We start from the raw sequence: 12,738 nt of genomic DNA, 5'->3' as shown, positions 1-12,738 counted from the left end.
AGCGGGGAGCTCAGTCAGGCCGGCAGGCGGAGGCGGGCCAGCGGGAGGGCGGGTCGGCAGGCGGAGGGCTCAGGTGGGCCAGTGGGCGCGCCAGTCGTCCGCGCTCAACGCCGTCACCCCAGCCGCACGAGCCGACCGCTCAGCCGCGCGCACGTTCGCCTCGAACGTCCGCGCCACCGCCCGCAGCTCCGTCTCCGGGTCCTCACCGGCCAGCTTCGCCAACGCCGCCACCGCGAACAACCGCGTGCCCGCGTCATCCCCAGCGCTAGGGCCAGGGCCGTCACCCGCGCCCGGCAGCAGGTCCGCCGGGAACCCGGCCCGCGCCACCCGCTGCGCCAGCTTCCCCGCCAACGCCACCGCGGGCTGCCCGGTCGCCACGCCGTCCACACTCGACTCGCGCTGCTTCTCGACCTGCTTGAGCTCTTCCCACCGGTGCTGCTGGGACGTCGCGTCGTGCACCGCCGGGTCGTGGCCCTCGAACACGTGCGGGTGCCGTCCGACCAGTTTGGCCACCAGGTCGCCCGCGACCTCGTCGATCCCGAACGGCTCCTCGGCGTCCTCCGCCGCGATCCGCGCGTGGAACAGCACCTGCAGCAGCACGTCGCCCAGTTCCTCGCGCAACGCCGCCCGGTCGCCGTCCTCGATGGCCTCCAGCAGCTCGTAGGTCTCCTCGACGAGGTACTGGCGGAGCGACTTGTGGTCCTGCTCGGCGTCCCACGGGCAGCCGCCGGGTGAGCGCAGGCGGTCCATCACGGCGGCGGCGTCCAGCAGCGCCAGGCCCGGCGTCCGGATGACCTCGGCGCCCAGCCCCACCATCGCCACGGCCGTGGGCTCGGCCGGGTTGGTGGTCACCAGCACCACCGGTTCACCGGTGTGCGCCCACTCGGCGACGGGTCGGGCGCCGAGCAGCTCGGCGTCCACGCCCTCCCCCGCGTACACCGCCGCCGCGCCCCGGAGTGCGGGTAGCGCGGCGGCGGGCAGGACGGGGGTGGCGCCTACGACGACAACGGTCACGGCGACTTCTGCCGGACCGTCGCCTGGAAGCCGCTCATCTCACCTTCGCTCGGCGCGAGCGAGATGGCGGTGCCGTCCCACAGGCCGTAGCGCGGGTTGACCTCGATCTCCGGGTCGCCGGCCAGCGTCTGCACGAGCCGCAGGCCGATCTGCTCCAGCACCTGGGGCGTCAACTGCTCGGTGGACGACTCGCCGGACGACGCGCGCACGTCGGTCTTGCGGTCGGTCACGTAGGCCACGATCCACTGCGCGCTGCTCGGGTCGGGCGCGAACGCCACCACGGTGCCCGCCGGCACGCCGAACAACGGCGACTGGGCGGCCTGCGGCGACTCGGCCGACCGCACCCGCTGGCCTTCCTTGGACAGTGCCTGGCCCTGGGTGCCCTCGGGCGCGTCGGCCACGAACTCGGCCATCTTCGCCGGGTCGGCCGCGACCTGCTTGGCCTTCTCGATCGCGTCGGCGTTGTCCTTGGTGAAGAAGTAGTCGAACGTGACTTCCATCCGGTCCACGTACTTGCGCGCCAGCTCGACCAGCAGCAGCTGGTCCTTGGCCCGCTCGCGGAACGTCGCCGCGTCGTACACGGTGTTCTGGGAGGCCAGTTCCGCGCCGCCGGCCTGCTCGACCGACTCGGTCACGTCCTCCTCGGACACGGACACGCCCTCGCGCCGGGCCGCCTGCTCGATCAGCTCGTGCTGCACGCCCAGGGTCACCAGCTGCCGGGCGACCTGGTCGAGTTTGCGCTGGTCGTGCAGCTTCTGGGCCTCGGGCTCCTTCTTGAGCACGATGTCCAGCCGCTGCTGCACCTGCTCCAGCGGCAGCACGGTGTCGCCGACGATCGCGGCCGAGCCGACGTGGCCGGGCCCCGTGCCGCAGCCCGCGACCAGGAGTGCCACCGCCGCGCCGATCAGGGTGAAGCGCCTCTGCACAGTCCTCACGACCAGTACCTTCTCACGTCCTCGTGACGCCGCTCACGGGAGTCCCCGCCAAAGACTCCAGGAACTGCGCGCACCAATCCAGCAAGTCCTGATCACGCAACTGGGGTGCGCCCATCCGGCCGCCGGCCGCGCCCTCCGTCGGCCGCGGCACGCTGACGGTGTGCGCGGTCTGCTTGTAGACCGCCTTCGGGAACAGCCGGCGCAGCCGCACGAGCTGGCTGTCCATCAGCTCCAGCGGCGCGAAGCGGATCGTGGCGCCCTGGGTGGCGACCTCGGTGACGCCGTGCGCGCGGCACGTCTGCCGGAACCGGGCGACCGCGAGCAGCCGTTCGACGGGCAGCGGCGGCGTGCCGTAGCGGTCCTTCAGCTCGTCCCAGACCGACTGCAGCGACTCGGCGTCGCTCGCGGCGGCGATCTTGCGGTAGGCCTCCAGCCGGAGCCGCTCGCCGGGCACGTAGTCGTGCGGGATGTGCGCGTCGACGGGCAGGTCGACGCGGACCTCGGCCAGTTCCTCCTCGACCTCGCCGTCGGCGCCCGCGTGCTTTCGGAACGCCTCGACGGCCTCGCCGACGAGCCGCACGTACAGGTCGAAGCCGACGCCCGCGATGTGCCCGGACTGCTCGGCGCCGAGGATGTTGCCCGCGCCGCGGATCTCCAGGTCCTTCATGGCGACGGCCATGCCCGCGCCCAGCTCGGTGTTCTGCGCGATCGTGGCGAGCCGGTCGTGCGCGGTCTCGGTGAGCGGCGCCTCGGGCGGGTAGAGGAAGTAGGCGTAGCCGCGTTCCCGGCCGCGGCCGACGCGCCCGCGCAGCTGGTGCAGCTGGGCGAGGCCGAGGAGGTCGCCGCGTTCCACGATGAGGGTGTTGGCGTTGGAGATGTCCAGGCCGGTCTCGACGATCGTGGTGCAGACGAGCACGTCGTACTCGTTCTCCCAGAAGCCCTGGATGATCTTCTCCAGCTTGTCCTCGTTCATCTGGCCGTGCGCGGTGATCACGCGGGCCTCGGGGACCAGTTCGCGGATGTGCCGGGCGGCGCGCTCGATCGAGGAAACGCGGTTGTGCACGAAGAAGACCTGGCCGTCGCGCAGCAGCTCGCGGCGGATGGCGGCGGCGACCTGCTTGTCGTCGTAGGAGCCGACGTAGGTCAGGATGGGGTGCCGTTCCTCGGGCGGGGTGAGGATGGTGGACATCTCGCGGATGCCGGCCAGCGACATCTCCAGGGTGCGCGGGATCGGCGTGGCGGACATCGTGAGCACGTCGACGTGCGTGCGCAGCGCTTTGATGTGCTCCTTGTGCTCGACGCCGAACCGCTGCTCCTCGTCCACGATCACGAGGCCGAGGTCCTTGTAGCGCAGGCTCTTCTGCAGCAGCCGGTGCGTGCCGATGACGATGTCCACGTCGCCCTCGGCGAGTCCGGTGATCGTCTGCTCGGCCTCTTGGGCGTCGGTGAACCGGGACAGGCCCTTGATGTTCACCGGGAACGCGCGCATCCGCTCGGTGAACGTGTTCAGGTGCTGCTGGGCGAGCAGCGTGGTGGGCACGAGCACCACGACCTGCTTGCCGTCCTGCACCGCCTTGAACGCCGCGCGCACCGCGATCTCGGTCTTGCCGTAGCCGACGTCGCCGCAGATCACCCGGTCCATCGGGACGGTGCGCTGCATGTCGGCCTTGACCTCGTCGATCGCGGCCATCTGGTCGAGGGTCTCGGTGAACGGGAAGGCGTCCTCCAGCTCGCGCTGCCACGGCGTGTCGGGCGCGAACGCGTGGCCGGGCGCGGCCTGGCGGGCGGCGTAGAGCTGGACCAGCTCGGCGGCGATCTGCTTGACCGCCTTCTTCGCCTTGGCCTTGGTGTTCTTCCAGTCGCTGCCGCCGAGCTTGTTCAGGGTGGGCAGCTCGCCGCCGACGTAGCGGGAGATCTCGTCGAGCTGGTCGGTCGGCACGAACAGCCGGTCGCCGGGCTGGCCGCGCTTGCTGGAGCCGTACTCCAGGACCAGGTACTCGCGGGTCGCGGTGTTGCCGGCGGTGTCCTTGGTGGTGCGCTGCACCATCTCGACGTACTTGCCGATGCCGTGCTGCTCGTGCACCACGTAGTCGCCGGGCCGCAGTGCCAGCGGGTCGACCGCGTTGCGGCGGCGGCTGGGCATGCGGCGCATGTCCTTGGTGGACGTGCCGTGCCGCCCGCCGGTGAGGTCGGTCTCGGTGAGCACGACCAGGGCCAGCTCGGGCAGCGAGAAGCCGTCCTCCAGCGCGCCGCGCACGACGGTGACCGCGCCCTTCTTCGGCGCGGTGTCGAGGACGTCGCGGAGGACGACGTTGACGTCGGCCTCGCGCAGCTGCTCGGTGGCGCGCTGGGCCGTGCCCGCGCCGGGGACGACGAGGACCGCCGTGCCGCCGGAGACGGTGTGCGCGCGGAGGTCGGCGAACGCCCGGTCGATGTCGCCCTGGTAGGCCTCGACCTGCTTGAGCTCCAGCCGGACGACGTCCTCGCCCTCGGTGGTGAGCCGGCTGAGCGTCCACCACGGCCGGTTGCGGGCCCGCGCGGACTGCGCCACGTCGGCGAGGCTGTGGTAGGCGCTGGAGTCCAGGTCGATGGGGCTCTGCCCGCCGCCCGCCGCGGCCATCCAGGAGGCCTCCAGGAACTCCTGGCCGGTGCGCACGAGGTCGGCGGCGCGGGCCCGGATCTTCTCCGGGTCGTTGAGCACGACGTGGGTGCCCTCGGGCACGACGTCGGTGAGCAGTTGCAGCTCGCCTTCGCACAGGGCCGGGATGAGGGCTTCCATGCCTTCCGACGGGATGCCCTCGGCGATCTTGGCCAGCAGCTCGTGCAGGTGCGCGTCGGCCGTGTGCTCCTCGGCGAGCGCGGCGGCCTTGGCCCTGACCTGCGGCGTCAGCAGCAGCTCGCGGCACGGCGGCGCGATGAACTCGTCGACCTCCTCCGGCAGCGACCGCTGGTCGGCGACCGAGAAGGGGCGGATCTCGCTGACCTCGTCGCCCCAGAACTCGACCCGCAGCGGGTGCACGGCGGTCGGCGGGAAGATGTCGAGGATGCCGCCGCGGACCGCGAACTCGCCGCGCTTCTCGACCATGTCGACGCGGGTGTAGGCGATCTCGGCGAGGTTGACCAGCAGTGATTCGAAGTCGTGCTCGGAGCCGACGGCCAGGCGCACCGGCACCAGGTCGCCGAGGCCGGGCGCCATCGGCTGGATCAGGCTGCGGACCGTGGTGATGACGACCTTGAGCGGGTGGTCGCCGGGGTGGGCGAGGCGGCGCAGCACCTCCAGCCGGGCGCCGACCGTGTCGGCCCGCGGCGACAGCCGTTCGTGCGGCAGGGTCTCCCAGGACGGGAACAGCGCGACCTGCTCGGGCCCGATGAGGTCGCACAGCACGGCCTTGAGGTCGTCCGCCTCACGGCCGGTGGCGGTGACCGCGAGCACGGGCGCGCTGTTGGCCAGGGCCGCCGCGACCAGCGGGCGGGCCGCCGGCGGGCCTTCCAGTTCGAGGTCGGGCACGCCGACCGAGTCGGCGAGGGCGCGCAGCGCCTTGTCGGGCAGGACAGCGGTCAGCAGGCCGGACAGCGGGCCGGGCTGGGGCATTGCGGTGGCTCCCCGGGGGATCAAACGCGGACAGACCCCTGCCCGGGACTGAGGGTCCACACGTCCACCGGAGGGGTTCTCGAACGCCAGCCTACGGCCCTCCCGGGCGGGGTGCGCCGTGATTTCGGTTGACCGCGGGGTGACGCTGGGTACGTGGAGCAGCGAGAGATCAGGGCCGACTACGACGATCGGCACATCACCGTGTACCAGGCGTACTCGCCCGCGATCGCCCTTCCGGCACTGGCGGCGGGCCGGTTCGTGCCGCCGTTCAAGGCCGGGCGGATGACGTGGGTCAAGCCGTCGTTCCTCTGGATGATGTACCGCTCCGGGTGGGGGACGAAGCCGGACCAGGAGCACGTGCTGGCCGTGCGAATCACCCGATCGGGGTTCGATGGGGCGGTGCGGGAGGCCGTGCCGAGCAGTGCGACCGGGGTGCTCAAGCCGGACGTGCGGGTGCAGTGGGACCCGGAACGGGACCTGCACCTGCGCCCGCTGCCGCACCGGTCGTTGCAGCTGGGGCTGGCCGGTGAGGCGTCGCGGCGGTACGTGGAGGAGTGGGTCGTGGGGCTGACCGACGTGACGCCGCTGGCCCACGAGGCGCACGCGCTGGTGCGTGCCGGCGACCTGGACGGCGCGCGTGCCCTGCTGCCGGTGGAACGGCCCTATCCGCTGCCGTCCGGGTGAACGTCGAGCACACATGGGGGTCGTCATGCTGGGTGCCATGCGCCGTTTCGCCGGGTTCGCCGCTGTCGGGTTGCTGGCCGCCGTGTCCGCGTGCTCGGCGGAGGGTTCCGGGGGCACCGCGCCCTCCACGACCACGCCCGAGGGGCTGAAGGTCGAGGTGGTGGTCGCCGGGCTGAGCCACCCGTGGGACGTGGGGTTCCTGCCCGACGGGCGGCTGCTCGTGCCGCAGCGGCCGGGGCGGATCGCGCTGGTCGCGGACGGTCGGGCGACCGACGTCGAGGCCGATCTCGGTGACGTGGAGGCGCGGGGCGAGGGCGGGCTGATGAGCCTGGTCGTGCACCCGGACTTCGCGACCAGCCGCCGGTTCACCACGTGCTTCAACACGTCGTCGGACGTGCGGCTGGTGACGTGGGAGCTGGACGGCACGAAGGCGACGAGGGTGAAGGACCCGTTGCTGGCGGGCCTGCCGACGGCGTCGAGCGGACGTCACTCGGGGTGCCGGATGGCGCTGGACCGGGACGGCAACCTGCTCGTCGGCACCGGTGACACCGCTCGGGGCACCGTCGCGCAGGACAGGTCCAGCCTCGGCGGCAAGGTGCTGCGGATCGACCTGGCGACGGGCGAGGGCGTGGCCGGCAACCCGTTCGGCGACCGGATCTACACGTACGGGCACCGGAACGTGCAGGGCGTCGCCGTGCGGCAGGACGGGATGGTGTTCACCGCCGAGCACGGGCCCGCGGTGGACGACGAGGTGAACGTGCTCAAGGCGGGCGGGAACTACGGCTGGGACCCGTCGCAGGGCGGCACGGTCGGCGGGTACGACGAGGACGTGCCGATGACGGACCTCACCCGCTTCCCCGACGCCGTGTCGGCCGTGTGGTCGTCCGGGCGTCCGACGGAGGCGATCTGCGACGCCGCGTTCCTGGTGGGCGAGCAGTGGGGTTCCCTCAACGGCGTCCTGGCCGTCACCGCCCTCAAAGGCGCCAAGGTCCTCTTCTTCACCGTGACCCAAGAAGGCGGCGTGCACTCGGTCGCGATCCCCGCCGAACTGGACGGCACCCACGGCCGCCTCCGCGGCGCCGAGTCCGCCCCCGACGGCTCCCTCTACGTCACCACCTCGAACGGCACCGACGACAAAATCCTCCGCATCACCAACCCCACCCCCTAAACCCCCGCGCGTGTCCTACGTTCAGAACGCGCGTGTCCTACGTTCAGAACAGCCGTGTCCTACGTTCCGGTACCCCGAGTTCAACACTCAGGTGCGCCTGGCCTGTTCTGAACGTTCAACTCGGGTGTTCTGAACGTAGGACACGCGCGACGCGAAGGTAGGACACGCGCGTTCTAGACGTAGGACACGCGGGGGGGTCAGCGGGTGCGGAGGCGGGGTTTGTGGTCCATGTGGGACAGGCCCTTCCAGGCCAGGTTGACCAGGTGGGCGGCCACTTCGTCCTTCTTCGGCTTGCGGACTTCCAGCCACCACTGGCCGGTCAGCGCGACCATGCCCACCAACGCCTGCGAGTACAGCGCGGCCAGTTTGCGGTCGTAGCCCTGGCGCGAGAAGTGCAGGCCCAGGATCGACTCCACCTGGGACGCGATGTCGTTCAGCAACGACGAGAACGTGCCGGTGGACGACGCCACGGGCGAGTCGCGCACGAGGATCCGGAAGCCGTCCGTCGAGCCCTCGATGTAGTCCAGCAGCGCGCACGCCGCCTGTTCCAGCAGCTCACGCGGGTGCCCGCCGGACAGCGCGTTGACGATGTGGTCCATCAGGTACTGCATCTCGCGGTCCACCACGACCGCGTAGATGCCTTCCTTGCCACCGAAGTGCTCGTACACCACGGGCTTGGACACGCCCGCCCGGTGCGCGATCTCCTCGATGGAGGTGACCTCGAAGCCCTTCTCGGCGAACAACGCGCGGGCCACGTCGAGCAGTTGCTCGCGCCGCTCCTTGCCCGTCATCCGCACGCGCGGCACCGGTGTCTCGTCGCCGCGCCGTCTCCCCGCCACCCGAACCACCCTAAACACCTGCCCCCCGCGTGAGCCGCGAGGGGCAGGTGGGTCGACCGTGACTACCCGGAACTACTTCTTGGCGCTGATGCGGGCCAAGCGCTGCTGGTTCGGCCAGCGCACGTTGGTCGCCCAGCCGAACTTCTCGAACAGCCAGATCATCCGCGCGGACGTGTCGATCTGACCGCGCTTGACGCCGTGCCGCGCGCACGTCGGGTCGGCGTGGTGCAGGTTGTGCCACGACTCGCCGAAGCTCAGGATCGCCAGCGCCCACACGTTCGCGGAACGGTCACGCGCGGCGAACGGGCGGTCGCCCACCATGTGGCAGATCGAGTTGACCGACCACGTCACGTGGTGCAGGAACGCCACCCGGACGAGACCGGCCCAGAAGAACGCCGACAGCGCGCCGGCCCACGACATGGTCACCAGGCCGCCGATCACGGCGGGCGCGAGCAGGCTGATCGCGGTCCACAGCGGGAACAGCCGGTCGATCCGGACGAGGTCCTCGTCGGCCAGCAGGTCGGGCGCGAAGCGCTCCGCGTTGGTCTTGTCGCGGTCGAACAGCCAGCCCATGTGGGCGTGCCAGAAGCCCTTGGCCAGCGCGACCGGGCCGCGGCCGAACAGCCACGGCGAGTGCGGGTCGCCCTCGCGGTCGGAGAACGCGTGGTGGCGGCGGTGGTCGGCGACCCAGACGATCACCGGGCCCTGCAGCGCCATCATGCCCGCGATCGCCAGGCCGATCTTGAGCGCGCGGTTGGCCTTGAACGAGCCGTGCGTGAAGTACCGGTGGAAACCGATCGTCACGCCGAGGCCGGCCAGGTAGTAGAACGCGACGAACAGCGCGACGTCGACCCAGCCCAGCCCCCAGCCCCAGGCGAGCGGAACGGCCGCGAGCAGAGCCAGGAACGGCACGATGACGAACACGTACACGCCGAACTGCTCGACGTGCCCGCGCCGCCCTTCGATCATCGGCTTGGGTCCGCGATCCTCAGGACCCTGCGGCGTGGACCTGCTCTCAAGGGTGCTGGTCATACATGTACCTCGTTGTGTGTTCGGGGCTACCTACGGGGCCGTAACTTACGGAAGCGTAAGTTAGGTCAGCCTTGTCCCGCCATAGGCGGGGCCAAAGTCATGGCGTGTTCTCAGGAAGTCGGGCGTGTCGATCAACGCCGGGGCATCATGCGGTGATGAGGTCGCCGAACGTCCGCGGTCATCGCCGCCTGCGCATCGCGCTGATCACCTTCGCCGTGGTGTTCCTGCTGGTCACCGGCGGCCTGCTGGGGTTCGGCTGGTACTACAGCGGCCAGCTGCTCGAACCGGAGAACGCCCGTCCCGGCTACCGCGACACGGTCACCTCGTCGGCTTCGGGGACCGTCGCGCTGGCGGAGTCCAGGGTCACAGTGCTCCCGGGCACGTGGGGTCTCGTTTGGCCCGGCGGGGGCGCGAAGGTGGGCCCGGTGACCCAGCGGTCCGAGGGCACGGTGGTGCGCGAGTTGCAGGGCGTCGCCCCCGCGGACGGCACGCGCGTGCGGCTGGAGACGTCGGTCTGGAGCACGGACCCGGCCACCGCGCACGACCTGGAGTACACGGAAGTGCGGATTCCCACCGAGTTGGGTGACGCGCCGGCATGGCTGGTCCCCGCGACGTCGGCCACGTGGGTCGTCGCGGTGCACGGTCGGGGTGGCACGAGGGCCGAGGCGCTGCGGGTGATGCCTGCCTTGCACCACCTCGGGCTACCCGTTCTCGCCGTGACCTACCGCAACGACGACGGCGCGCCGCGCTCGCCGGACGGCCTGTACCACCTCGGCGACACGGAGTGGCGCGACGTGGAGGCCGCCGTCCGGTACGCCCGCGAGCACGGCGCGCGCAACGTCGTGCTGTACGGGTGGTCGATGGGCGGCGCGATCGTCGGCCAGTTCCTCGGCCGCTCGGCGGAGGCGGGCGACGTGGCCGCCGTCGTGCTCGACGCGCCCGTGGTGAGCTGGACGAAGACGCTGGAGCTGCAGTCGCGCAACCGGGGCGTGCCCGAGCAGCTGGCGCCGATCGCGGAGCTGGTCTCGGACTGGCGGGTCGACCTGGAGTTCAGCCGGTTCGACCTGCTCGACCACCCGCCCGCGCGCCGGCCGCCGACGCTGCTGTTCCACGGCGGCGCGGACGGCACCGTGCCGGTGCAGGCGTCACGCGACCTGGCCGCGGCGGCGGACCGGCTCGACTGGCCGCTGCGGTACGTCGAGGTGCCCGCGGCCGAGCACACGGCGGCGTGGAACGTCGACCCGGAGGCCTACGACCGGGCGCTGACCGAGTTCCTCGACTCGGTGGACGGCATCCGGTGAACACGCCATCAGCGAGCACGACCGGTAGCACGATGGGGCAGCCTCGCGTGCCCGATTGACTACGCCAAGTAGTTAAGCGGGTGATTGTTTCGCACGAAATCGTGCCGAACAGAAGCCGCGAGACCCCGCCGGAGGGACCCTGAGCGTCGACCCGCGGCGGCGAGGAGTTCACCCAGCCGTGATGTAGGCCACGTCAAGCACGACCCTGACCTGCGCAAACACGCACTGTCATGATCGGGTTACGGTGGGGTTGCCGCCACTTGAGTGGTGGTGCTGACCTTCGAGGGGGACTCGTGACAACATGTGTTCGCGCGGTCGGGGCGAGCCTCGACCGTTCCGCCATGGTGTAAAGGCAGCACCTCGGATTTTGGTTCCGATGGTCCAGGTTCGAATCCTGGTGGCGGAGCGAGGGGCCGGGCCACGAAGGCCCCGGCCGCCCTGCGTCTGCATGGGGGTGTGAGTCGCTGCACGAGGAAGCGGTCGACGAGCAGGACAACGTGGCGCCGGCGCTCCACGAGATGTCCGACGCGTGGCTGGTCGGCCGCGCGAGTGAGCTCGTGGCCGTGGCCCAGAGCAGCCACCTGTCCGACCAGCTCGACGCGGCGCACGAGGTCGACGAGATCCTGGCCGAGGCGCAGGGCCGCGGCGAGCCGCGGATCGTCGGCCAGCTGCTGCGCGCGGCCGCGGTGGTCCGGATCGTCACCCCCGGCCTGGTCGACCTCTCCGACTCGGTGCTGGACGAGCTGGTGGCGCACTGCCGCCGGCACGGCCTGCTGGTGCTGGAGGCCGAGGCGCACGCCCTGCGCGGGCGCCGCTACCTGCTCGGCGGGTTCGAGGACAAGGCGTTGACCGAGGTCGCCGGCGGCCTGGCGATGCTGGAGGAGGACCTCGCGCCCGACCCGATGATCGACAAGCGCACGTGGGACCGGCTGCTGGCCTCCGCGTTGCAGTCGACCGGGCTCGTGCTGATCCAGCTCGGCGTGTACGAGATGGCGGACAACGTGCTGGCGCGGGCGCACAACGCGATCCGGGACAGCGCCAACCCGCACCAGATCTACGTGCACCTGCTCAACCGGGCCCGGCTGCTGATCGGCTGGGGCCTGCGGCTGGAGCGGGTGGGCAGCCTCGAGGAGGCCACCGAGCGGTTCAGCACCGCGTCGGCCATCGCGACCGCCGTCGAGGGCCCGTTCCGCGAGTCGCTGCACCCCGGCAGGCGCGACCGCACCGCCGCCGAGCAGGTGCCGGTGATCGGCGCGGCGCACGCGCTGTGCAAGCCGGGCGCGGAGCACATCGCGCGGCTGTGGAGCCTGCGCGAGCTGGCCATGTACGCCCGCGAGCTGATCATCGTGTCGATCGCGCTGGCCCGCTGCCTGGAGATGGAGGAACTGCCGCAGCAGGCGTTGCAGGTGCTGCACGACGCGCAGGACCGGCTGGAGCACGACACCTCCGAGCCGACCCTGATGCTGTGCCTGACCCGGGAGTACGCCCGGATGTCCGGCCCGCACGGCGAGCGCACCATCTCCGCGTTGCAGACCTACGCCAACGCGCTGGAGGTGGAGCTGTGGCAGATGCAGGAGGCGCGCACCGCCACCCTGCTCACCCGGCGCGACCACGAACGGCTCACCCGCGCGCACGGCGCGATCGCGCAGCAGGCGCTGCAGGACCCGCTGACCGGGCTGCCGAACCGCCGCGCGCTCGACGACCGGCTGGCGGCGCTGATCAACGCCCAGACCCACCCGATGGCCATCGCGCTGGTCGACCTCGACGGGTTCAAGGTCGTCAACGACAAGCACTCGCACGCCGAGGGTGACGATGTCCTCCGCGTGATTGCGAGCACACTGCGGCAGGCGTTGCGCGGTGACGACCTGGTGGCCCGCTACGGCGGCGACGAGTTCGTCGTGCTGCTGCCCGGCGCGCCCCTGCACGCCGCCGAAGCGGCCCTCAGCCGGGCCGTGGATGCGGTCGCCGGCCTGCCTTCCGACCTGTCCAGGGGTGTCACGCTGTCCGTCGGCGTGATCTCGGTGCGACCGCGTGAGGCGGCCCACGCGGCGCTGGCCCGTGCCGACTCGGCGATGTACGCGGCGAAGCGGCGAGGTGGCTGCCAGGTTGCGGCCGTGGAAGGCGAGCCCTCCTCGGAGGCTTAGTATCGGCACCTGGCGGGAAGCCAGGCCCC

At 71.5% G+C, this 12,738-nt stretch carries 9 protein-coding genes and 1 tRNA gene; 5 read left to right on the top strand and 5 right to left on the bottom strand.

All coding sequences use genetic code 11. From position 1 onward, the window contains the following. Positions 1-69 precede the first annotated feature (69 nt). From ADK67_RS27150 to mfd, 3 genes are read right to left on the bottom strand one after another with little or no spacing between them, the layout of a single operon-like run. A complete protein-coding gene (locus ADK67_RS27150) occupies positions 70-1,014 on the bottom strand; it encodes a MazG family protein (RefSeq protein WP_053719340.1) in 945 nt (314 codons plus the stop codon). Continuing rightward, positions 1,011-1,949: a SurA N-terminal domain-containing protein gene (locus ADK67_RS27145; protein ID WP_053719339.1), complete on the bottom strand. Its 939-nt coding sequence runs from the start codon at positions 1,947-1,949 to the stop codon at positions 1,011-1,013. Before ADK67_RS27145 ends, ADK67_RS27150 begins: the two co-directional genes overlap by 4 nt. Positions 1,950-1,962: 13 nt before the next feature. Continuing rightward, the gene (gene mfd, locus ADK67_RS27140; protein ID WP_053719338.1) at positions 1,963-5,541 is read right to left on the bottom strand and encodes a transcription-repair coupling factor; all 3,579 of its coding nucleotides are present in this window, start codon (positions 5,539-5,541) and stop codon (positions 1,963-1,965) included. 153 nt (positions 5,542-5,694) lie between these two features. On the opposite strand from mfd, the gene ADK67_RS27135 reads away from it, so the two are divergent. Both ADK67_RS27135 and ADK67_RS27130 read left to right on the top strand, forming a co-directional pair. Further along, on the top strand, positions 5,695-6,225 hold the full coding sequence (locus ADK67_RS27135) for a DUF4291 domain-containing protein (RefSeq protein WP_053719337.1): 531 nt from the start codon (positions 5,695-5,697) through the stop codon (positions 6,223-6,225). Between the two features lie 37 nt (positions 6,226-6,262). Beyond that, positions 6,263-7,393, top strand: a complete 1,131-nt coding sequence (locus tag ADK67_RS27130) for a PQQ-dependent sugar dehydrogenase (RefSeq protein WP_053719426.1) — start codon at positions 6,263-6,265, stop codon at positions 7,391-7,393. A gap of 197 nt (positions 7,394-7,590) precedes the next feature. Here the strand turns inward: ADK67_RS27130 and ADK67_RS27125 are convergent, their stop codons facing one another. Both ADK67_RS27125 and ADK67_RS27120 read right to left on the bottom strand, forming a co-directional pair. Continuing rightward, positions 7,591-8,184, bottom strand: coding sequence for a TetR/AcrR family transcriptional regulator (locus tag ADK67_RS27125; protein WP_053719425.1), 594 nt, complete (start codon positions 8,182-8,184; stop codon positions 7,591-7,593). 120 nt (positions 8,185-8,304) lie between these two features. Next, a complete protein-coding gene (locus tag ADK67_RS27120; RefSeq protein ID WP_053719336.1) occupies positions 8,305-9,264 on the bottom strand; it encodes an acyl-CoA desaturase in 960 nt (319 codons plus the stop codon). A gap of 155 nt (positions 9,265-9,419) precedes the next feature. Between ADK67_RS27120 and ADK67_RS27115 the strand changes: the two genes are divergently transcribed. The 3 genes from ADK67_RS27115 (at position 9,420) to ADK67_RS27105 (ending at position 12,709) form a co-directional block, all read left to right on the top strand. Continuing rightward, positions 9,420-10,565 (top strand): alpha/beta hydrolase family protein, encoded by a 1,146-nt coding sequence (locus ADK67_RS27115; RefSeq protein WP_053719335.1) that lies wholly within the window; start codon positions 9,420-9,422, stop codon positions 10,563-10,565. A gap of 335 nt (positions 10,566-10,900) precedes the next feature. Then, positions 10,901-10,971: transfer RNA gene (locus ADK67_RS27110), tRNA-Gln, on the top strand. Positions 10,972-11,062: 91 nt separating this feature from the next. After that, positions 11,063-12,709, top strand: coding sequence for a GGDEF domain-containing protein (locus ADK67_RS27105; protein ID WP_053719334.1), 1,647 nt, complete (start codon positions 11,063-11,065; stop codon positions 12,707-12,709). Positions 12,710-12,738 lie beyond the last annotated feature (29 nt).

This window comes from Saccharothrix sp. NRRL B-16348 (assembly GCF_001280085.1).
Classification (GTDB): Bacteria; Actinomycetota; Actinomycetes; order Mycobacteriales; family Pseudonocardiaceae; genus Actinosynnema.
This window is presented reverse-complemented; position numbering and strand designations above follow the sequence as displayed.

Coding starts and splice junctions, on each gene's coding strand:
- mfd (WP_053719338.1), bottom strand. CDS start 5,541: ATGCCCCAGCCCGGCCCGCTGTCCGGCCTGCTGACCGCTGTCCTGCCC.
- ADK67_RS27130 (WP_053719426.1), top strand. CDS start 6,263: ATGCGCCGTTTCGCCGGGTTCGCCGCTGTCGGGTTGCTGGCCGCCGTG.
- ADK67_RS27125 (WP_053719425.1), bottom strand. CDS start 8,184: ATGACGGGCAAGGAGCGGCGCGAGCAACTGCTCGACGTGGCCCGCGCG.
- ADK67_RS27120 (WP_053719336.1), bottom strand. CDS start 9,264: ATGACCAGCACCCTTGAGAGCAGGTCCACGCCGCAGGGTCCTGAGGAT.
- ADK67_RS27115 (WP_053719335.1), top strand. CDS start 9,420: ATGAGGTCGCCGAACGTCCGCGGTCATCGCCGCCTGCGCATCGCGCTG.